20 protein-coding genes are annotated in these 21,126 nt (G+C 65.2%); 8 read left to right on the forward strand and 12 right to left on the reverse strand.

What is annotated here, in order from left to right:
* The first annotated feature begins 33 nt into the window (after nt 1-33).
* Nucleotides 34-513 carry a nuclear transport factor 2 family protein gene (locus tag CFB52_RS28580; protein ID WP_099318101.1) on the forward strand — a complete coding sequence of 160 codons (480 nt, stop codon included), beginning with the start codon at nt 34-36 and terminating at the stop codon, nt 511-513.
* Between the two features lie 465 nt (nt 514-978).
* Here CFB52_RS28580 and CFB52_RS28590 read toward each other — a convergent pair whose 3' ends face one another.
* Nucleotides 979-2,064: a tartrate dehydrogenase gene (locus CFB52_RS28590; protein ID WP_099318103.1), complete on the reverse strand. Its 1,086-nt coding sequence runs from the start codon at nt 2,062-2,064 to the stop codon at nt 979-981.
* Nucleotides 2,065-2,179: 115 nt separating this feature from the next.
* Here CFB52_RS28590 and CFB52_RS28595 point away from each other — a divergent pair, with 115 nt between their 5' ends.
* Nucleotides 2,180-3,103, forward strand: a complete 924-nt coding sequence (locus CFB52_RS28595) for a LysR substrate-binding domain-containing protein (protein WP_059581443.1) — start codon at nt 2,180-2,182, stop codon at nt 3,101-3,103.
* A gap of 66 nt (nt 3,104-3,169) precedes the next feature.
* Here the strand turns inward: CFB52_RS28595 and argC are convergent, their stop codons facing one another.
* Nucleotides 3,170-4,111 carry an N-acetyl-gamma-glutamyl-phosphate reductase gene (gene argC / locus CFB52_RS28600; RefSeq protein WP_099318105.1) on the reverse strand — a complete coding sequence of 314 codons (942 nt, stop codon included), beginning with the start codon at nt 4,109-4,111 and terminating at the stop codon, nt 3,170-3,172.
* Nucleotides 4,112-4,232: 121 nt separating this feature from the next.
* Here argC and CFB52_RS28605 point away from each other — a divergent pair, with 121 nt between their 5' ends.
* On the forward strand, nt 4,233-5,117 hold the full coding sequence (locus CFB52_RS28605; protein ID WP_099318107.1) for a LysR family transcriptional regulator: 885 nt from the start codon (nt 4,233-4,235) through the stop codon (nt 5,115-5,117).
* Nucleotides 5,118-5,165: 48 nt separating this feature from the next.
* Here the strand turns inward: CFB52_RS28605 and CFB52_RS28610 are convergent, their stop codons facing one another.
* Genes CFB52_RS28610 through CFB52_RS28625 form a run of 4 tightly spaced genes read right to left on the reverse strand, consistent with a single transcriptional unit; the run spans nt 5,166 to nt 8,483 of the window.
* Nucleotides 5,166-5,630, reverse strand: a complete 465-nt coding sequence (locus CFB52_RS28610; RefSeq protein WP_060317653.1) for a hypothetical protein — start codon at nt 5,628-5,630, stop codon at nt 5,166-5,168.
* 60 nt (nt 5,631-5,690) lie between these two features.
* Nucleotides 5,691-6,908 (reverse strand): patatin-like phospholipase family protein, encoded by a 1,218-nt coding sequence (locus tag CFB52_RS28615; protein ID WP_099318109.1) that lies wholly within the window; start codon nt 6,906-6,908, stop codon nt 5,691-5,693.
* Nucleotides 6,905-7,690, reverse strand: coding sequence for a 3-hydroxybutyrate dehydrogenase (locus tag CFB52_RS28620; protein WP_099318111.1), 786 nt, complete (start codon nt 7,688-7,690; stop codon nt 6,905-6,907). Before CFB52_RS28620 ends, CFB52_RS28615 begins: the two co-directional genes overlap by 4 nt.
* A gap of 52 nt (nt 7,691-7,742) precedes the next feature.
* Nucleotides 7,743-8,483, reverse strand: coding sequence for an acetoacetate decarboxylase (locus CFB52_RS28625; RefSeq protein ID WP_059581426.1), 741 nt, complete (start codon nt 8,481-8,483; stop codon nt 7,743-7,745).
* Nucleotides 8,484-8,918: 435 nt separating this feature from the next.
* On the opposite strand from CFB52_RS28625, the gene CFB52_RS28635 reads away from it, so the two are divergent.
* Entirely contained in the window at nt 8,919-9,500 is a 582-nt protein-coding gene (locus tag CFB52_RS28635; protein ID WP_099318113.1) for an undecaprenyl-diphosphatase, read from the forward strand.
* 25 nt (nt 9,501-9,525) lie between these two features.
* Here the strand turns inward: CFB52_RS28635 and CFB52_RS28640 are convergent, their stop codons facing one another.
* From CFB52_RS28640 to CFB52_RS28650, 3 genes are all read right to left on the reverse strand, one after another.
* Entirely contained in the window at nt 9,526-9,759 is a 234-nt protein-coding gene (locus tag CFB52_RS28640; protein WP_060317637.1) for a hypothetical protein, read from the reverse strand.
* Nucleotides 9,760-9,907: 148 nt separating this feature from the next.
* Nucleotides 9,908-10,729 (reverse strand): siderophore-interacting protein, encoded by an 822-nt coding sequence (locus CFB52_RS28645; RefSeq protein WP_099318115.1) that lies wholly within the window; start codon nt 10,727-10,729, stop codon nt 9,908-9,910.
* Between the two features lie 38 nt (nt 10,730-10,767).
* On the reverse strand, nt 10,768-11,478 hold the full coding sequence (locus CFB52_RS28650) for a PadR family transcriptional regulator (RefSeq protein ID WP_099318117.1): 711 nt from the start codon (nt 11,476-11,478) through the stop codon (nt 10,768-10,770).
* A gap of 655 nt (nt 11,479-12,133) precedes the next feature.
* Between CFB52_RS28650 and CFB52_RS28660 the strand changes: the two genes are divergently transcribed.
* The 4 genes from CFB52_RS28660 to CFB52_RS28675 all read left to right on the forward strand — a co-directional run bounded on the left by CFB52_RS28660 (nt 12,134) and on the right by CFB52_RS28675 (nt 16,279).
* Entirely contained in the window at nt 12,134-13,168 is a 1,035-nt protein-coding gene (locus CFB52_RS28660) for a LysR family transcriptional regulator (RefSeq protein ID WP_059644993.1), read from the forward strand.
* Between the two features lie 160 nt (nt 13,169-13,328).
* Nucleotides 13,329-13,709 carry a response regulator transcription factor gene (locus CFB52_RS28665; RefSeq protein WP_059581410.1) on the forward strand — a complete coding sequence of 127 codons (381 nt, stop codon included), beginning with the start codon at nt 13,329-13,331 and terminating at the stop codon, nt 13,707-13,709.
* A gap of 30 nt (nt 13,710-13,739) precedes the next feature.
* Nucleotides 13,740-15,638 carry a PAS domain-containing sensor histidine kinase gene (locus tag CFB52_RS28670; RefSeq protein WP_060317628.1) on the forward strand — a complete coding sequence of 633 codons (1,899 nt, stop codon included), beginning with the start codon at nt 13,740-13,742 and terminating at the stop codon, nt 15,636-15,638.
* Nucleotides 15,635-16,279, forward strand: a complete 645-nt coding sequence (locus CFB52_RS28675; RefSeq protein WP_059581405.1) for a response regulator transcription factor — start codon at nt 15,635-15,637, stop codon at nt 16,277-16,279. Before CFB52_RS28670 ends, CFB52_RS28675 begins: the two co-directional genes overlap by 4 nt.
* A 120-nt stretch (nt 16,280-16,399) precedes the next feature.
* Here the strand turns inward: CFB52_RS28675 and CFB52_RS28680 are convergent, their stop codons facing one another.
* From CFB52_RS28680 to CFB52_RS28690, 3 genes are all read right to left on the reverse strand, one after another.
* Nucleotides 16,400-17,728: an MFS transporter gene (locus CFB52_RS28680; RefSeq protein ID WP_089465886.1), complete on the reverse strand. Its 1,329-nt coding sequence runs from the start codon at nt 17,726-17,728 to the stop codon at nt 16,400-16,402.
* Between the two features lie 500 nt (nt 17,729-18,228).
* Entirely contained in the window at nt 18,229-19,593 is a 1,365-nt protein-coding gene (locus tag CFB52_RS28685; RefSeq protein ID WP_099318121.1) for an FAD-dependent oxidoreductase, read from the reverse strand.
* Nucleotides 19,594-19,672: 79 nt separating this feature from the next.
* Entirely contained in the window at nt 19,673-21,106 is a 1,434-nt protein-coding gene (locus CFB52_RS28690; protein WP_059645005.1) for a catalase, read from the reverse strand.
* Between the last annotated feature and the right edge of the window lie 20 nt (nt 21,107-21,126).

Raw genomic sequence — 21,126 nt, forward strand, 5'->3', positions numbered from 1 at the left:
GTTCGCGGCCGTCACCCTGAACAGGAGCAACCCATGTCCGCTTCCCCCGAAGTTCGTCCGCCCGTTCCGCCCTTCACGCTCGAAACGGCGCGCCAGAAAGTGCGCGCCGCCGAGGACGCATGGAACACGCGCGACCCGCAACGCGTGTCGCTCGCCTATACGCCGCAAAGCCACTGGCGCAATCGCGCGGAATTCGTGACGGGCCGCGACGAGATCGTCGGGCTGCTGCAGCGCAAGTGGGCGCGCGAACTCGACTACCGGCTGATCAAGGAGCTGTGGGCGTTCGACGGCAATCGCATCGCGGTGCGCTTCGCGTACGAGTGGCATGACGATGCAGGCAACTGGTTCCGTTCGTACGGCAACGAGAACTGGGAGTTCGATGAAAACGGCCTGATGGCGCATCGTCACGCGAGCATCAACGATCTGCCGATTCGCGAGGCGGACCGTCTTTATCACTGGCCGCTCGGCCGTCGCCCCGACGATCATCCGGGGTTGTCCGACCTCGGGCTGTGATGCGAGCACGCGTTCAACGGACCGGCGAACGCATCACCGGGGTTCAATGGTGAGGAAATTCGGGAGCCGTCCGCTGAAGGTGAGATTTTTCGGGACGAGGTGAAATGTCGCGTCGAGCTGTGTGCCTCGAACAGGTCGACGCGGCGTTGCGCCCGGTGAGGCGGCGTATGTGGCGACGTGCAGCGGTGTGCTTCACCGCGTAAGGCATCTCACCGATCGCGTCGATGCGATCGTGTGTTGATGATTGGTGTGTGCGAGTGCGGCGTGCAACTCACCGGTCGGATCGACTTCAATTTTCAACGACAAACTGTGCAAGCGGTGCGCGTTGCGATGCGTCGTTGCTCACCGCTCGATTTGACTGCCGACGCATCGACGGAGTCCGCACAAGTGCGCAACCGTATCGCGTGTCGCTCACCGCAGCCGGATTCACGCGACGCCGCCCGGCGCGAGCGCCGGGCATGACCGTCAACCCGCGACCCGCGCGGCGATTGCCTCGCCCACTTCCTGCGTGCCCGCCTTGCCGCCGAGATCGCGCGTATGCGGCCCCGTGCGCAGCACGTCCTCGATCGCGGCGACGATCGCATCGTGCGCGTCGCGTTCGCGGCCCGTGCCGTTGCCGAGGAAGTCGAGCATCATCGCCGCCGACCAGATCATCGCGACCGGATTCGCGATGTATTGCCCCGCGATGTCGGGCGCCGAGCCGTGCACCGGCTCGAACAGCGACGGGAACGTGCGGTCCGGGTTCAGGTTCGCCGACGGCGCGATGCCGATCGTGCCCGTACAGGCCGGCCCGAGATCCGACAGGATGTCGCCGAACAGGTTCGACGCGACGACGACGTCGAAGCGGTCCGGCTGCAGCACGAAGCGCGCGCACAGGATGTCGATGTGCTGCTTGTCGACCGCGATCTCCGGATAGCGTTCGGCCATCTCGGCCGCGCGCGCATCCCACCACGGCATGCTGATCGCGATGCCGTTGCTTTTCGTCGCGACGGTGACGCGCTTCGCGCGCCGCTGCGCGAGCTCGAACGCGAATTTCAGCACGCGCTCGGTGCCGTGCCGCGTGAAGATCGACTGCTGCATCACGACTTCGCGCTCGGTGCCTTCGAACATCGTGCCGCCAACCGACGAATATTCGCCCTCGGTGTTCTCGCGCACGATCATGAAATCGATGTCGCCCGCGCGGCGGCCGGCGAGCGGCGACGGCACGCCGTCGAACAGGCGCGCAGGCCGCAGGTTGATGTACTGGTCGAATTCGCGGCGGAACTTCAGCAGCGAGCCCCACAGCGAAATGTGATCGGGCACGGTCGCGGGCCAGCCGACCGCGCCGAACAGGATCGCGTCGACGCCCGACAGTTGGGCCTTCCAGTCGTCCGGCATCATCGTGCCGTGCTGCGCGTAGTAGTCGCAGCTCGCCCAGTCGATCTCGACGAAGTCGAAGCGGATGCCGAAGCGCGCGGTCACGGCGTTGAGCACGCGCCGGCCCTCGGGCATTACTTCGCGGCCGATGCCGTCGCCGGGGATCACGGCGATCCTGTAAGTCCTGTCGGTCATGCAAATCTCCTTGGCTGTTCGGCCGGCTACCGGGAAGGCAGCGGCCCGTCACGTCATTCTATTTGTTTCAATCTGGATTAAAATCACGCAAAAGTTAATCGACTTTCCACGAATCGTGAATAAATCGCCGAACCTCGACGACCTGCGCGTGTTCAGCCTGGTTGTCCGACTGATGAGCTTCAGCGCGGCCGCCGAGCAGCTCGCGGTGTCGCCCGCGTATGTCAGCAAGCGCATCGCGATGCTCGAGGCGCAACTCGGCACGCGCCTGCTGCATCGCTCGACGCGCCGCATGACGGTGACCGAGGCCGGCGAGCGCGTGTTCGCGCGTGCGGAAAAAATTCTCGACGACGTCGATCATCTCGTCGAGGACGTGTCGACCACGCGCACGGTGCCGCGCGGCACGCTGCGCATGTCGAGCAGCTTCGGCTTCGGCCGGCACGTCGTCGCGCCGGCGCTGCTCGACTTCAGCGCGCGCTATCCGCAACTGAACGTGCGGCTCGATCTGTTCGACCGGCTCGTCGATGTGGCCGGCGAAGGCTACGACCTCGACGTGCGCATCGGCGACGACATCGCCGATCATCTGATCGCGCGCCGACTCGCCGCGAATTACCGCGTGCTGTGCGCGTCGCCCGACTATCTCGCGCGCCGCGGGACGCCGCGCTCGCTCGCGGATCTCGCGTCGCACGACTGTCTCGCGATCAAGGAGCGTGACCATCCGTTCGGCGTATGGCGGCTGAACGTGCGCGGCGAGACGGCCACGGTAAAGGTCGGCGGTGCGCTGTCGACGAACCATGGCGAGGTGGCCGTGCAGTGGGCGCTGGCCGGGCGCGGCATCGTGCTGCGCTCGATCTGGGAAGCCGGGCCGCTGATCGAACGCGGCGCGTTGTGCCGCGTGCTGCCGGACGCGATCCAGCCCGCGAACATCTGGGCCGTGTATCCGGAACGCGTCGCGGCATCGGCAAAGGTGCGCGTGTGCGTGGATTTTCTGGTGGAGACGCTCGCCGGCCTGAATGCGGCCGCGGGTGACGATGCGGCCTGAAACCGGCTAAAGGTGAGCTTTTGCGGGAGACGTGCGCAGGCACCGTCGACGATACCCGCGGGAGCGTCACGCCGCGTGTCGCGCACCGAGCATCAAGTCGAGATTCTGCACGGCGGCACCGGATGCCCCTTTGCCGAGATTGTCGAACACGGCGGACAGCAGCACCTGGCCACGATCTTCGTTGACGAACACGCCGAGCCGCAGGTCGTTGGTGCCGTTCAGCGCTTGCGGGTCGAGATGCATTGCCGCGCGTGCGTCCGCGAGCGGCATCACGTCGACGTAATGCGCATCCGCGTAGTGATGCGCGAGACACGCATGCAGGCGCTCGCCCGTCACGCCGGCCGGAAGCAGGCGCAGCTCGATCGGGATGGTGAGCACGATGCCTTGCCGATAGGCACCGTAGGCCGGCACGAAGAACGGGCGGTGCGCGAGCCCCGCATGCTGACGGATCTCGGGCACGTGCTTGTGCTCGAGCGCGAGGCCGTAGACCTGCAGCGGCAACGCGTTGGCGGCGGCGTCGCCCGATTCGAATGCGTCGACGGCGGCCCTCCCGCCGCCCGAGTAACCGGACACCGCGTGGATGCTCACCGGGTAGTCGCGCGGCAGCAGGCCTGCCTGCAACAGCGGGCGAAGCAGGCCGATCGCGCCGGTCGGGTAACAGCCGGGATTGGTCACGCGCTTCGCATGAGCGATGTGCCGTGCGTGTCCGTCGGCCATCTCGGGAAAGCCGTAGACCCAGTCGGGCTGCGTGCGATGGGCCGAACTCGCATCGATCACGCGTACCGCCGGGTTGCGGATGAAGCCGACCGCTTCGCGCGCGGCCGCGTCGGGCAGGCACAGGATCGCGATATCGCACGCGTTGAGCGCGTCGGCACGCCGCGCCGCGTCCTTGCGTTCGGCGGCGGGAAGCGTGAGCAGTTGCACGTCGGTGCGGTCGCGCAGCCGCGCGTGGATCTGCAACCCGGTCGTGCCCTGGTCGCCGTCGATGAAGACAATGGGGAGGCTCATGATGGTCGTGTGCGTCGCGTTCGATCGTCGGGGGAAGCCGTATCGTCCACCGAACGCCTAGAATAGGAAAAGTTGAATTTACTGACCGTCCGATTCAGCTTTCCTGAACAAGAGGTGTGTGATGCGCGAGATCAGTCTGGACCGTCTGCGTACGCTGGTCGCGATCGCGGATCACGGATCGTTCGTGGCGGCGGCGCAATGGCTTCATCTCGCGCCGCCGACCGTCAGTCTGCATATCGCCGAGCTGGAAAGCCGCGTCGGCGCGCCGCTGCTGTCGCGCACGCGCGGCAACGTGCGCCCGTCGGCGATCGGCGAAGTGCTGGTGGAGCGGGCGCGGCGTCTGCTGGCGGAAGTCGAAGCCACGCTGGACGACGTGCAGCGACAGGTGCAGGGGTTGACGGGGCGTGTCCGCCTCGGCGCATCGACGGGTGCGATCGCGCATCTGTTGCCGCAGGCGGTGGCCGGATTGCGCGCGCGGCATCCGGATATCGACGTGCAGATCGCGGTGCTCACGTCGCAGGACACGCTGGCGCGCATTGCACAAGGCACGCTCGATGTCGGGCTGGTCGCGCTGCCGCAGGCGCCGGTCGCGGGGCTGTCGATCCGCCCATGGCGTCGAGACCCGGTGATGGCTTTCCTGCCTGCGGACTGGCCGCTTCCGGCCCGGGTGACGCCGGCGTATCTGGCCGCGCGGCCGCTGATTCTCAACGATGCGACGACGCGCCTGTCGCGGCTCACGGCCGAATGGTTCGCGCTCGCCGGCCACCGGCCCGAGCCGCGGATCGAACTCAACTACAACGATGCGATCAAGAGCCTGGTCGCCGCAGGGTACGGCGCGACGCTGCTGCCGCACGAAGCCGGGGCTCCGCTGCCGGATGCGCGCATCGTCATGCGGCCGCTACGGCCGGCGTTGTGGCGCGAGTTGGGCATTGCGCATCGGGCGGGCTCGGTCGAACGGGCGACGCAGCACGTGCTCGATGCGCTGTGGGCGCTCGGTGCGCGATAGCGGGCCGTCGTGCGGCTGGCCCGTGCCGGCCGCGCGGCCCGCACGCGTTCAGAGCCGGTTGTCTTTCGCCAGCGTGAGCACGCGCGCCCAGCGCCGCGCATCGCGCTTGTCCATCATCGGCAGCCTCCATTCGCCGTGCACGGCGTCGCGCACGCGCACGACGAGATGCCAGCGGCCGTCGATCGGCGCGGCCTCGCAACCGTCGAGTTGCGACAGCGTATAGCGGCCGTCCGCGCCGTCACGCGACAGCCACAGCAGCCCTTGCGTCGCGGACACGCGCAACTCGCCCCACGCGCGATGCACGACGTGCGTCCAGCCTTCTTCCTTCGTGTTCGGCGCGATGTCGCGGCGGCGCTTGAGCCACCACGCGATCAGCGCGATCAGGAGCGCGGCGGCCAGCACGGCGGCCGCGATCGCGACCGGCTGGCCGAACTGCGCGGCGATGACGTGAAACAGATGAACGGCGCCCCAGCCCAGGGCGATGAGCGCGAATAGCGCAATGAAAATCGGCATGTCGAATCGGAAAGGAGGACGGGCCGGCGCACGCGGCGCACCGGCCCGTCGTACACGGCATTACCGGCGGCGGTGAATGTCGTGCGTGACGAAGCCCGCGTCGTTGACGGGCAGCGCGAGGCCGTCCTTCACCGCGAGCGTCTTGCGGATGTCGTCGAGACCCGCGGACCAGTGGTCGCGCATCGTCGACAGACCGAACTGATAGTCCTTGTAGTGATGTTCGTACGCCTTCTGCTGATAGATCAGGTGCTGGATGTTGTACTTCTTCCCGCTCGACATCGCTTCGGCCTCGACGCACCACGGGTCGTTCTTGCGCTGCGCTTCCGGCACCTGTTCGAGCACGTGGCGCAGCACGTTGCGGTAGCGCTGTTCGCGCTGCAGCGTGTCGGTGACGAAACGCGTGCGGCTCGAATACTGCACGTCCTTCGTGCGCTCGGCGACGTCGGCCATCGTGCGCGGCAGCGGCCCGCGCGCGCTCCACAGATCGACCTGGAACGCGAGCGTGTCGCGGCGCGGATGCGCGCGGAGCACTTCCATCAGCGGCGTGTTCGACACGACACCGCCGTCCCAGTAATACTCGCCGTCGATCTCGACGGGTGGGAACGCGGGCGGCAACGCACCGGACGCCATGAAATGCTCGGGCGCGAGACGGATGCGCGAGTTGTCGAAGTACACGAAGTTGCCGGTGCCGACGTTGACCGCGCCGACCGACACGCGCGTCTCGCTCGAGTTGATCCGGTCGAAATCGCACAGTTTCAGCAGCGTCGTGCGCAGCGCCGACGTGTCGTACCAGCTGATTTTCTCAGGATGGTCGGACACGCCCGGCAGCGGCGGCGGAAAGCGCGGCACGAAGAAGCCCTGCTGGCCCTGCATCATCGCGCTGGCGGCCTGCGACGCGGTGAAGAACGTCCGGATCTGATCGATGCTGTTGAACAGCGCGAATTCGAACGCGGCCGGAATCGTCGGAAAGAACGCCGGCTGGCAGATCGTTTCCCAGAATTCACGCAGGCGCTCGACGCGGTGCTCGGGCGCATTGCCGGCGATCAGCGCGGTGTTGAGCGCGCCGATCGAGATGCCCGCGATCCAGTCGAGCGGAATGCCCGCCTCGTGCAGCCCTTCGAATACGCCGGCCTGATACGCGCCGAGCGCACCGCCGCCCTGCAGGACGAGCGCGATCGTTTCGTACGGCAGCGACCGCGCAGCGGCCGGCGCGCCGGCTTCGTGCTGCAGATCCGCCGCATCGACGGCCTGCTTTTCTGTACGCGCGTGCGGCTTCATTGCATGAACCAGCCGTGGCTGACGATGAACGACTGGCCCGTGAGCGCGGCGCTCGGGAACGCCGACAGGAACAGCACCGTCTGCGCGACGTCCTGCACCGTCGTGAACACGCCGTCGACCGTGTTGCCGAGCATCACCTTCTTGATCACGTCCTCTTCGCTGATGCCGAGCTCCTTCGCCTGCTCCGGAATCTGCTTGTCGACCAGCGGCGTGCGCACGAAGCCCGGACACACGACGTGCGAGCGCACGTTGTGCTTCGCGCCTTCCTTCGCCAGCACGCGCGCGAGACCCAGCAGCCCGTGCTTGGCCGTCACGTACGCCGACTTCAGCGGCGACGCTTCGTGCGAATGCACCGAGCCCATGTAGATCACGACGCCGCCGCGATCGTCCTTGTACATGTGCTTGAGCGCGGCCTTCGTCGTCAGGAACGCGCCGTCCACGTGGATCGCCTGCATCTTCTTCCAGTCGGCGAACGAGTAGTTCTCGATCGGGTTGACGATCTGGATGCCCGCGTTCGACACGAGGATGTCCACCGAGCCGAACGTCGCGGCGACCTTGTCGATACCGGCGTTCACGGCTTCCTCGTTGGTGACGTCCATCGCGACGCCGATCGCCTTGCCGCCTGCCTTGACGATCTCGTCGGCGACCGCGTTCGCGCCGTCCTGGTTCAGGTCGGCGATCGCGACGGCCGCGCCCGCCTTGGCGAGCTCGAGCGCGATTTCCTTGCCGATGCCGCTCGCGGCGCCCGTGACGACTGCGGTCTTGCCATTCAGGTTGCTCATGTTCGAATTCCCGTGGTGAAAGGATTGACAGGGAGAAGGGACTGCGGACGCGTTACTGGCCCAGGTAATCGTAGACGACTTCGCCGAGGCCCAGCGTCAAATCCGCGACGATGTGGCGGGCCTCGACGATCTCGAGCACGGGCAGATCGGCCACCGGCGCGAGCGCGTGCGGCGCCAGCTCGAGCGATGCGGGACCCGTCCATGCGCCCTTCATCTTGATGTCCTGCATGTAATAGCGCACCAGTTCGCACACGCGCGCGGTGCCGTCGACGTGCGGAATGATCTTCAGCAGGAAATTGGGGCCGGCGAGCCGCTTTGCCTGCTCGTCGATGTCGAGTTCCTTGTGCTTGTAGCCCATCGTGCCGGTCGCGACGCGCACCTTGCCGTAATCGAGTGTGCCGAGGAGGTGATCGGTGTTCACGTGCAGCGTGGGCGACGCGAGCTTCTTCGGGAAGCCCCACAGCTCGCGGCCGCCGGCGATCGGCGGGTGATCGTCGAGATACATCGCCAACGTATAGCCGCCCCGCTGGCCGTTGTACTCGACCGGAATCACCTGGCCGCTCTCGGTGTAATCGCCGAAACCGGTGGAATCGGCCATGCGGATGAATTCGTACTGCACGAGCGGCTCGGTGACCTGCAGCGGCTCGGGGACGATTTCACGGAGGCGGTCCGGATCGGTGCGGTACGTGATGATCAGGAACTCACGATCGACGAAACGGTACGGGCCCATCGGGAACGCAGGGCTGGTCAACGGCATCGCAAACGCTTTCGATCGGACATCGCTGGGTTTCATGCGGACTCCTTGTTGTTGATCGCTTCGTGGATGAGTGGTCGTAATCGTATGCCTGTGCGTTGCCGTTGTGCGATGCCGCATCTGGAATTAATTGTTGCCGATTTCGAATAATTTGCGGCGTCAATATTGAGATGAACGATGCAAACGGCCGGGGCGGCACGCCGGCCGGGGCGATGGTCGCACGCGCCGATGACGCCGTGACGTGAAAAGGTGAGCCTTTACGGGAATCGCGGTGAGCTTTTACGGGAGACGGTGGCGCCAGAATATGACAATTGTGTGAACTTGTGTTGCAGTGCAGGCTCTAAGTGCGTTCGCCGCGCGGGCCTTGTCCGGGCGGCGGCCGCATCAGATACCGCTCGAGCGGCCACGCCCTGGCATCGTTCGTATCCGACCGGGCAACCGGCCGATCTTTTTACGCCCCACGCAACCCGATTCATGCAGAACGTCAATCTCGCCCTCTTTTCCGCCATCAACGCCGGGAGTGCACCGCACCCGGGCATTGCCCGCCTCGCGATCTTCGCCGCCGACTGGCTCGTTTATGCGCTGCCCGCGATGCTGCTGCTGACCTGGATCTTCGGCGCGCGCCCCGCGCGGCGTCAGGCGATCGAGGCCGGGGTCGGCGTTTGCGTGGCGCTTGCGCTCGCGCAGGTACTCGGGCATGTCTGGTTCTCGCCGCGCCCGTTCATGGCCGGCGCCGGCACGCTGCTGATTCCGCACGCGCCGGACAGCTCGTTCCCGAGCGATCACATGACGTTCGCGTGGAGCATGGCGGTTGGCCTGCTGCTCGGCGGTACGACGCGGGTGACCGGCTTCGTGATGGCCGCGATGGCCGTGGCGATCGCATGGGGGCGCGTCTATGCGGGCGTGCACTGGCCGTTCGACATGGCGGGCGGCGTGCTGGTCGGCACGGCCGGCGCACTGGCCGCGCACCTGTACGGGCAACGTGTGACCGCGCTGCTCGAACGGCTCGGCGATTCGGTGCATGCCGTCGTGATGGGGCGCCGGCAGGCGCCGTAAGCGGAAGGAAACGACCGGGCTGCCGTCAGCCGGGCGAGCCGGACGTGCGGGCCGATTCGGCCGACGCGGACGGGCCGCCGCCGCCGTCGCGCAGTTCGGGCGTATCGGCCGGATGCCGGGCGGCATCGCGGTCGAGGGCGCTTTCCTTCAGGATCGCGCACATCGCGACGAACAACGCAAGGACTACCGCGGCGAGGCCGCAATAACCGGCGATCTTCAGGTGGCGAAGGAAAGGCGAAGCGTGGCTTTCTTTTGTCATGACCGGGCGCTCCTGGGCGGGCTGCGGCGGCTGTCGCCCGACAGCGGCGCGCAGACACAGATATATACCAGCCGCGATGCCGGTGCCAAGCCCGCCGCTGCGCCGGCGCAACGATTGTTTCGGCCGCCGGCGAACCCGGTGTTTCCGGTCAGTCTTCCAGCGTTTCGTGCACGGCCGCCGCGCCGCGCTTCCAGTAGGCCGCCGCGCGGATGCGCGACTTGTCGATGCCGCGCTCGCCGGTCAGGTGCTGGCGCACCGCGCGCATCGACAACGCTTCGCCGGCCGCCCACACGTAGCCGTCGCCGGACGACGGCAGCGGCAGGCCACGGACGGCATTGAGCAGCACGTCGCCGTTCGCCGCGGCGGTTTCGGCGCGGAAGCGCCAGATTTCGTGCACGTCGGCGCGCGTGTCGAACGAGATCTGCGCGGTGCGATCGGCCACTTCCAGCACGACCGCCGCGCGCGCCCCGGCCGGGAATTCCTCGAGACGCCGCGCGACGGCGGGCAACGCCGTATCGTCGCCGATCAGCAGATGCCAGTCGAAATCGGTCGGGACCACGAACGAACCGCGCGGGCCGCCGATGCCGAGCCATTGGCCGACGCGTGCCTGCGCGGCCCACTGCGATGCCGGGCCCGGATGGTTCAGCACGAATTCCAGATCGAGCTCGCAGGCGGCGCGGTCGAAGCGGCGCGGCGTGAAGTCGCGCGCGACCGGCTTCGGTTCGCCTTCCGGAAACTCGGGGCCGTTCGCGCCGAGCGTCGGCAGCGCGGGCCGCTCCGCGCCGGGCGGCGGGAAAAATACCTTCACGTGATCGTCGAACGACGCGGATTCGAAGTCCGCGAGATCGGGGCCGCCGAGCGTGACACGCAGCAGGTGCGGCGTCACGGCATGCACGCGCAGCACCTGCAGCAGGCGGAACTTGAGGGTGTGGCGCACGCGGGTGACGGTGCGTTCGGACGTGTTCTGCATCAATCCGTTCTCCTTGGGTGGTGACGGGGCGGCGCGGCTCATGCGCCGGCGCCGCCTTCGATTTCGGCCGTCGCGCGGCGCAGGATGGCGGCGATGCGGCGCTGTTCGTCGGTATTGGCGGCGCTCTTGTGCAGCAGCGCGCGCTTGAGCGCGAGACGCGCCTCGACGAATTCCGGCAGCCAGCCGGCTTGCGATTCCTCCTGCGCTTCGTTGCCCGCCGATTCCCCGGCGAACGCGCGGCGCATGAATTCCATCTTGCGGGCAAGGTGCGTGAGACGCGCGAACAGCGTATCGACGCGTTCACGCTGGGTATCGAGGTGCGCGCGGCCCGCGTCGGTCAGCGCATAGCGCTTGCGGTTGCCTTCCGCCTGCGACGCGACGAAGCCGACTTCTTCGAGGTACGTGAGCGCCGGATACACCATGCCGGGGCTTGGGCTGTAGAAGCCGTTCGAACGCGTGTCGAGCGCCTTGATCAGCTCGTAGCCGTGGCTCGGTTGCTCGGCGAGCAGCGCGAGCAGCAGCAGTTGGAGATCGTCGGAGCTGAACTGGCGGCCGCGCGGCATGCCGTCGTCGCCGAAATCGCCGAAGCCGCGCCCGCCGCGGCCACCGAACGGACCGCTGCCGAATGCATCGGGGCCGCCGCGACGGTGGCGGCCGATCGCGTACCAGAGACCGGCGAACCCGTCGGGGCGGGCATACGTACCATGACTGTAGCAGCGGGCATGGCCGCGGAAGGGGTTGTGCCGCATGATCGTGTCCTATGTGTCGCAAAACATATCTAAAGATATATATCGAAAGATAGGGCGTCAAGGGGATTATTGGGGGCGGGATGGTGGCGTTGGGCGGGAGTGGAGGGCTTGTGGTTGACGTTTGCAGAAAAGGTCGCCTTGCCCGCAGTTGACAGGATCTTCTGCCGAAAACATGTCCAGAGTCTCGAGACGGAGATTGTTGCCGTAGCTTTGAGAACCCGGATCCGGGGATGGATTTTTCTCGGAGATGCTGTCCGGACCATCATCGAGGAGGGCGGCATGAGATTGGCGTTTTCAAAGTGCCGCCAATGAATGTTCGACGGCCGCAAGTAATTCGGATCGCGTACTAATGCGGGGCAGGTGCGTGCCTGATAACGGCGCTATTTCGGATCAGCACATTGCTCAACGGAGCGTAATGGTACTGCGCCAGTCTGTCGTCCAGAGAGTCCGGATCGGTGTCACGCTATGTACCGGCGGGTAGGCGGGCGATTCCGTCCAATACGGCGAGCCGCACGCTTCGATCGCGCTGCGCCCGCGGTGCGACTATTAACACCATCGTATAAGGTCCAAACTCCCACGAGGTGATATTGCCGCGGCCGACTGTTCTCTAGACTTCCGGTTAATCCTTCTACCGCAACGATTTCCGGAGAACAGCATGGACCGTACTCTGCATGCGATGTCAGTGTTTAGTCACGTCGCCCGACTGGGCAGTTTCACAGCAGCGGCTGAGATGCTCGGTATCAGTGCAGCGTCGGCCAGCACGCTGGTCCGTCGATTGGAGGAGCATCTCGGCGTCACGCTGCTTCAGCGGTCCACCCGTTGTGTTCGCCTCACCACGGAGGGGGAGCAGTATCAGGAGCACTGCCAGCGCATTCTCGGCGAGATCGAGCATATGCAGCAGCAACTCAGCGGGGCGGGGAAGATCGCGCGTGGGCGGCTGGCGGTGGACCTCGACCAGGAGGTCGCGCATTCGGTTTTGCCGCTCGTGCCGGCTTTCCACGCCAGTTACCCCGAGGTGGGCTTGCGCGTGGACGTCGGCGGGGATGCGGACGGCCTGATCGCCAACGGCGTGGACTGCGCCGTCGTCGTCGGACAACTCGCGGATTCGTCGCTGCGTAGCCGGCGCGTCGGGAATTTTCACGTGGTGACCGTCGCCAGTCCGGACTATCTGCGTGTTCGGGGCACGCCGGCCGACCCGGATAGCCTTCATTGCCACGATGTCATCCATTACACCCCGAGGCGCTTCGGCCCAGCCCGGGAATTCCGCTACACGGTGGACGGAGCAGAGACACGGCTCAAGCTGGCGGAGCGCATTTCCGTCAATGACGTTCGTTCGGCGGTTCGTTATGCGGTGGAGGGTGTCGGTATTGCCCAGGTCAGCGCGCGTATGGTGACGGAAGAGCTCGCAAAAGGGCGGCTCGTCACCGTGCTCGACGAGTATGGTCCGCCGCCGCTACCGATTTCTGTCCTCTATCCGGACCGCCGGCAGGTGCCGATGTCGATACGGGCGTTCATCGACTGGATTCAAGCCCAGCTTCGCGATCTGGAGACTGCCAGCTTCGACGGCACGCCCGCGATCAACGGCGGGCGCGACGCAGCGCCATACTGGATGGCGGGCAGTGGCCGACACGACTCGCGGTTCATGCCCAAGGGGCTGCAGCAACTGGCAGCGACTGCCGCAACTGCATGACACACGCGGGCAACGCACGACGGTGTTGGCCGAGATGGCACTCATACCGACGTATAGTTTGCGCGCCGATTGCCGGCGGCATAGGATGCGGTCGAGCCGCCGACCTGAAATGCTCGCGTTCTCGATATTTTTACTGAATTGAAGGTCAAGGACCGCTCGTATGCCGAACCAAGGTATTGTTTCCATCGTCGATGATGACCGGTCCATCCGCAGGGCCACGCGAAGCCTCGTTCGTTCGCTCGGCTGGGAGGTCAGGGTCTACGAGTCCGGCGAGGAGTTCCTTGACGCCGACTTGATAATGGACGTCGCGTGTATCATTTCGGACGTCCAGATGAAGGGCATCACAGGGCTGGAGATGTACGAAGCGCTTCTCGAGCGCGGACCGGCTCCGCCCGTGATCTTCATCACGGCTTTTCCATCCGAAACCACCCGCGAGCAAGCGATGAAGCTTGGCGCGATCTGCGTATTCAGCAAACCGGTGGATCCGGCGCAGATCAAGCAGCGCCTGGAGGAGATCGGCTCGGAAAGCAATCGGACCTGATCCGGAAATCCGTCTTTACCGAGTGACTCTATGAATAACGACCGCCAGGCGGGTGACGGCCACGGCGCATACGCGGATCCGGTCATCGCTCCGGCCGAACTCGCGGCGGCGCGTGCGTCCGAGCTCGGGCCCAATCTCCAGGCGCAACTCCGGAACAGTCAGCCCGCGGTATACGCGGTCGCGATTGCGTTGGGCCTCGCGGTATTCCTTGTCGACGCGTTTGCGCCCGTCGACGTCGCCGTCGCGGTTCTGTATGTCGTCGTGGTGCTGCTGGTCGCGTCGGTCGCGTCCCAAACGGTCACCGTCGGCGTGGCCTGGGCCTGCGTATCCCTGACGGTCCTCGGATTTCTTCTGGCTCAGAGCGACCAGATAGCCGTCAGTTCTCTCGCGCGCTGTATCGTGAGCGTCATCGCGATCGTGACGGTCTCGGCATTGGCGTTGCGCAATCAGAGCAGCAGGGCGACGCTGCAGAACCAGGTCGACTTGCTCAATCTGACCCACGACGCGATCGTGGTGTACGGGCTCGACGGGCGTATCCGCTTCTGGAGCAAAGGCGCGGAGCGCCTATACGGATGGAGCGCGCAAGAAGCGTTCGGGAAAGCGTTCCATGAGCTGACGCGCACCGGCGCCGCGCTGCCGATTGCCGACCTGATCGAGAAGACGGTGGCGCACGGCAACTGGCAGGGAGAGCTCACGCGCATTCGCAAGAACGGCGAGCGCGTCGTGATTTCCAGCCGATGGATCGTGTCGCGAGACAAGTCGGGCCTGCCCGTCGCCATTCTTTCCACCGATAGCGACGTCACTCAGGCGAAATCGCTGGAAGCCGAATTGCGCCGCCAGAAGGAAGAGCTCGTGGCCACCGTCGACGCGATTCCCGCGATGGTCTGGAGCACGGACGAAGACGGGCGCTTGCTGTACCTCAATCGGCGCTGGACGGATTACGGTGTGCGGACCAGTGACGGCACGGATGTATGGCGCGATATCGTTCATGCCGACGACATCGAGACGTTGCGCGCCGCGTGGCGCCAGGCGATTTCCACGGGAAGCCCGTTCGAGGTGACGGCGCGCGTCCAGCTCGGCAGCGGCGAGTATCGTTGCATGATCGTCGGTGCCGCACCTTTGCGCGGCGGAGACGGCCGGATCCTGCGCTGGTACGGCGTCAACACCGACATCGAGGCGCGCCGGCAAGCCGAGCAGGCGCTCGAGCGATCGCGCGCGGAGCTGGCGCATGTCACGCGGGTAACGATGCTCGGCGAGCTGGCGGCTTCGATCGCGCATGAAGTCACCCAACCGCTGGCTGCGATAGTCACGTCGGGTGAGGCAGGGCTGCGCTGGCTGGACCACGACGTGCCGGATCTCGTCGAGGTGCGGGATTCCGTCGAGCAGATGACAGACGACGCGAGACGGGCGACGGATATCATCCGGCAGATCCGTGCGATGGCCAAGCGCAGAGACAGGGACGACGCGCTCGTCGACGTGACGTCCATCGTCGAACAATCGATCGATCTCGTGCGCCGCGAGCTTCAGATTCACGGCGTCGAGGTCGCGCAAAGCTGCGAGCCGTCGCTCTGGGTCCGCGGAGATCGTGTCCAGTTGCAGCAGGTCATCATCAACCTCCTGATGAACGCCGTTCAGGCGATGAGCGACGTCGCGGACCGCAAGCGGACTCTGGTCGTGTCGACCGGGCTGGTCGATGGCGCGAACGTGCAGGTACGCGTGGAGGATTCCGGCCCCGGCATTCGCAGCGAAGACGTCAATTCGTTGTTTACGCCGTTCTTCACCACCAAGAAGGAGGGCATGGGCATGGGGCTCTCGATTTGCCGTTCGATCGTTGAGGGGCATGGCGGCCGCATCTGGGCCGAGTCGCAAGAAAACAAGGGTGCATCGATGCAGTTTGTTCTACCGCTTGAAGGAATCACGCAGTCATGAGCCACGGTCCCGATCTCATCGCAACAAACTCCGTCGTGTACGTTGTCGACGACGACGATTCCATGCGCAAGGCGCTCGGCCGGCTGTTTCGCTCGGTTGGCTTGAGTGTCGAGCTCTTTGGCTCCGCGCAGGAGTTTCTGGATTTCGACAAGCCCGATGTGCCGAGCTGTCTGATTCTCGACGTCCGGCTCAAAGGACAGAGCGGACTGGCGTTGCAGGAGCAGATCGTCGCGGGCGACGTGCAGCTGCCGATCATCTTCATTACGGCTCATGGCGATGTCGAGATGTCGGTGAAGGCGATGAAGAACGGGGCGCTGGATTTCCTGTCCAAGCCCTTTCGCGACCAGGACATGCTCGATGTCGTCCAGAATGCATTGCTGAAGGATGAGAAGCGGCGGAAGTCGGAGAGCCGTGTCGCCGACGTGCGCCGCCGCTACCAGACGCTGACGCCGCGCGAGCGCGAGGTGATGAAATACGTCGTGAGCGGCCTCCTGAACAAGCAGATTGCCGCAGAGCTCGGATTGAGCGAAATCACCGTGAAGATCCATCGCGGCCACGCAATGCGGAAGATGGGCGCGCGAACCCTGCCCGAGTTCGTGCTGGGCGCGCAATCGCTGGGGCTGGATCCCACCGCGGAGTAGCAGTACCGATCTCGACGCGCGTGGGCGCCGCGCCGCGTCAGCGCAACGGAACACGCCGGTGGGGCGATCCGGCCGCATCGCCCTGTCGATCCGGAGCGAACCGGAATCGCGGCCCGGGGGCTATCTGTTGACGATGTGTTTCGGCAACGACAGCGTCAGGCAGAAGCCCAGCAACAGGCACGCGATCATGCACGAGACGGGAAGCGCGAAGCTCCCGGACGACTGTTTGAGAACGCCGACCACATAGGGGCCGAAAAAGCCGCCGATGTTGCCGATCGCGCTGATCCATGCGATGCCGCTGGCGGCGTTGCCGGGGCCGAGAACCGCCGTGGGCATTCCCCAAAACACCGGGGGAAGAGAAAGCAATCCCGCATTCGCGATGCACAGTGCCATCACGGTAAGCCACAGATTGCCGTGCCAGACGAGGGCGAGTGTCAGCCCCAACGCTGCCAGCAAGAATAGGGCGGCGGTGTGGACGCGCCGCTCTCGGCGGCGATCCGCGCTTTGTCCGGCCGTGATCATCACGATCATCGCGAACGCGTTGGGCAGCGCCGCGATCAATCCGATGAAGAGATCCCTGCCCACGCCGAGCGACTTGATCATCGTGGGCGCCCACAGCGTGTAGCCGTAAATGCCGACGACGTCGAGGAAATAGATCAGCCCGAATACCCAAAAGATCCAGCTGCCGAACATCGCGTTGTTGTTCGCCGAAGCGGCGAGAGCACGATCTTCGGCAAGCGTTCGGGTGAGGTAGGCTCTGTCGGCCTCCGTCTCGTGGCGGCTTTGGGTGACATCGTCCTCGAGATACTTCCAGCAGAGAAGCGCGGCGACGAACGCAGGCAGCGCCTCGACCATCAACATCCATTTCCAGCCGGAAAGCCCGCCGATTCCGTCGAAATACTCCATGATGAAGCCGCTCAGCGGCGAGCCGATCAGACCGGACAGCGGCAGCGCCGCGTAGAAGGTGGACAGCACCCGCGCGCGGTGGTATCGCGGGAACGACTGGGAGATGTAATAAACGATGCCGGGCACGAGCCCGGCCTCCGCCACCCCGAGCAGATAGCGCATGACATAGAACTGCTTGGGCGTCGCGATGAAGGTGGTCAATGCCGAAACGATCGCCCACGACAGGATGATTCGCGTGAGCCATCGCTTGGCGCCCACCCGCTGCAGGATCATGTTGCTCGGAACTTCGAACACCACGTAGCCCAGCGCGAAAGTACCCGCGCCGAATCCGAACACCGCATCGGTGAAACCCAGGTCGACCCCCATCTGGAGTTTCGCGAAGCTGACGTTGATGCGGTCGACGTATGCGGCAACATACGCAAACATGAAAATGGGCAGGATTCGCAGCGCGAGATGCCGCGAAATACGATTTTCCCGCGCTTCGTCGTTCGGGTCGTTGCTATCGACCGGATGACCGGATGCGCGCGTCGCGTTCAGATCCAAGAGGTTCCCCCGTTGCTCGGCGAGCAAGGCCGCACAAATGTGTCGACATCGACGCCAGTGATCGTCGATATCGGATGCCAGCAGCAATTCATGTATCCACTCCACGACGCACGGCCGTGCCCGCACTTCGTTCGCGTCGGTAACGAGGCGCAGGCAATGCTGGATGAGGTGGAAGAACGGCGACTTTGCCTATCGTTCACTCGAGGCGTCCGGACCGGGACGCCGGTGTTGACGAAGGCATATTTTTCTCAGGGCCCGCGATCGCGGAACTGCCCGTGCGGCACATGACGGGCTGGTGTTGCGCGATTCGAACTCGTCCGGAGATTTTACCGGATAGTGTCGATCGCAGGAGAGCGGCTGTCAGCATTTTTATCGTGGCGGCGACGACTGATTTGGAAGCGCGAAAGCCGCCGCGACGCAAAGCGCGTCGTGGCGGCACGAGCATCGGGCTGGCCCCGCGTTCGGTGGGGGCAAGCCAGGCAAATGGCAAAGGCACTCGCTTATTTGATGGTGGCGAAGAGCAGATTGAGGCCTTCGGCGAGAAGCGGGTGGGCGATGATGGCGTCGCGCACGGATGTGTACGGCAGGTTGCCGATCATTGCCATTTGCACGACCGACATCACTTCGCCCGCCCCCGAGCCGACCATCGTGAAGCCCAGGATCTGTCCGGTTTCGGGCGCCACGAGTGCCTTCATGAAGCCTCGCGTCGTTCCGTTGGTGCGGGCTCTCGGCACGGCCGCCATCGGCAATTTCGCGACGATGACGGGCGTATTGCGCGCCTTGGCGTCCGCTTCGTTCAGGCCGATACGCCCCAGTTCCGGATCGGTGAACAACGCGTACGGAATGATGCGCGCTGCCGCGCTGCCTGCCCGCCCTTCGATACCGGCCTTCAGTACGCGATAGTCGTCGAACGACGCGTGCGTGAACATCGGCGTGCCGGCGACCTCGCCGATCGCCCACGTTCGTTCAGCGGTAGTCGCGAGCGCGTCGTCGACCTTGATGAAGCCCCGCTCGTCGCGATCGACGCCTGCCAGATCCAGGCCGATGTCGTCGGTGACCGGCCGCCGGCCTGCCGCGACGAGCAGATGACTGCCGTCGATCGATGTGCCGTCGTCGAGCTTGACCGTGACGCCCGTACCCGACCGCCCGCTTACGCCGGTAATCCGGGCAGACAGATGCAGCGAGATGCCGTCGTCCTCGAGCGCGCGCTGGATTTCGACGCTGACGTCCTCGTCCTCGCGAATGGCGACCCGCGGTGCGTCGTGAATGAGTGCGACCTCGCTGCCGAGGCGCCGAAACGCCTGGGCCATCTCCAGGCCGATGTAGCCGCCGCCGATCACGATGAGCTTTTTCGGCAGCACGTCGAGGTTCAGCGCTTCAACGTGTGTGAGCGGGCTCGAATCACGCAGGCCGGGCACGTCCGGAACCGCCGCCACGGTGCCGGTGTTGATATAGACGTTCTCGCCTTCGAACAGCTGTTCGGAGCCGTCGCCGGCCCGAACGAGGATGCGTCGCGGCGCGACGAACCGACCGGAACCGATCACGAGATCGAGGCCCGACTGTTCGAAAGCGCGGCGGTTGATATCCACCATGCCGTCGACGACTGCACGGACGTTCGCATGCACGCGCGCCATGTCTGCAAGATGGTGCGCGTCGGCGGACGCCGCTCGCCACGCATGCATGTTGCGCGCGTTCTGAATCAACGTCTTGCTGGGGATGCACGCGACGTTGATGCATGAACCGCCGATCATGCCGCGTTCGATGACGGCGACGCGCTTGCCGCTTCGGGCGAGGTCCATCGCCAGGGATTTTCCGCCCTTGCCGCCGCCGAGGAACAGATATTCGTATTGCTTCGCGCTTTCCATAACGTTACTCCTTGATTAATCCGACAGGCGAATCCGCGAGATCGACGCGCGACGTCCGCTCGGCGCGCGCACGCCGGCCTTACTCGGCCCAGATCGCAGTGCGGACACCGGCGGCATACGCCGGATCGATGCGCTCGAGATGGGCGAGCACTCTGTCGACCACGTCCTGCGGGACGCCGCTGATCGCCCGCCCGATGTTGGCGAACAGTCTCTCCTTCTGGTCGGCGCTGAACAGACGGAACAGCGCACGGGGCTGGCTGTAATAGTCGTCATCGTCACGATGGTCGTAACGGTCGACCGTGCCTGCCTGCACCGGCGGTTCGGCCGCTGCTGGATTCGCGGCGAAGTCGCCTTGACGGCTGGGTTCGTAGTTCACGGTGCTGCCGAGGTTGCCGTCGACACGCATCGCGCCATCGCGATGGAACGAGTGAAACGGGCAGCGCGGTGCGTTGACGGGGATCTGGTGATGATTGATGCCGAGCCGGTAGCGCTGCGCGTCGCCGTACGAAAACAGCCGCCCCTGAAGCAGGCGGTCCGGCGAAAACCCGATTCCGGGTACGACGTTCGCCGGCGTGAACGCGGCCTGCTCGACGTCCGCGAAATAGTTCTCGGGGTTCCGGTTCAGCTCGATCGTCCCGACGTCGATCAGCGGGTAATCGTTGTGCGGCCAGACTTTGGTGATGTCGAACGGGTTGTACGGCACTTTCGATGCGTCCGCTTCCGGCATCACCTGGATGCGGAAATGCCATCTCGGGAAGTTACCGTGTTCGATCGCCTCGTAGAGATCGCGCTGCGCGGACTCGCGATCCTGACCGACCACGCGAGCGGCTTCCGCATCCGTATAGTTTTCGATGCCTTGTGCGGACTTGAAATGGAACTTCACGTAGAAGCGTTCGTTCGCCGCGTTGACGAACGAGAACGTGTGCGAGCCGAAGCCGTGCATTTGCCGGTAGTTCTTCGGGATGCCTCGATCGCTCATCAGGATCGTGACCTGATGCAGCGACTCGGGATGGCGCGACCAGAAATCCCACACCGCGACGTTGTTGCGCATGTTCGTCCGCGGATCGCGCTTTTGCGTGTGGATGAAATCCGGAAACTTGAGCGGGTCTCGCACGAAGAACACGGGCGTGTTGTTGCCGACGATGTCCCAGTTCCCTTCCTCCGTGTAGAACTTGATCGAGAAACCGCGCACGTCGCGCTCCGCGTCGGCGGCGCCGCGCTCGCCCGCGACCGTCGAGAATCGCATGAAAATCGGCGTTTCCTTGCCAACCTGGTCGAAGACCTTGGCTTTCGTGTAGCGCGAGATGTCGTGCGTGACCTTCAGCGTTCCGAAGGCGCCCGATCCCTTTGCGTGTACGCGACGCTCGGGAATCACCTCGCGGTCGAAATGGGCCAGCTTTTCAACGAGCCACATGTCCTGCAGTACGACCGGGCCACGCGCGCCGGCGGTCATCGAGTTCTGGTTGTCGGATACGGGGGCGCCGGCGGCGGTCGTCAGGCTCTTGTCGGACATTGTTGTCAGCCTCAAGTCGT

It is taken from the genome of Burkholderia sp. AU18528, assembly GCF_002223215.2.
Classification (GTDB): Bacteria; Pseudomonadota; Gammaproteobacteria; order Burkholderiales; family Burkholderiaceae; genus Burkholderia; species Burkholderia semiarida.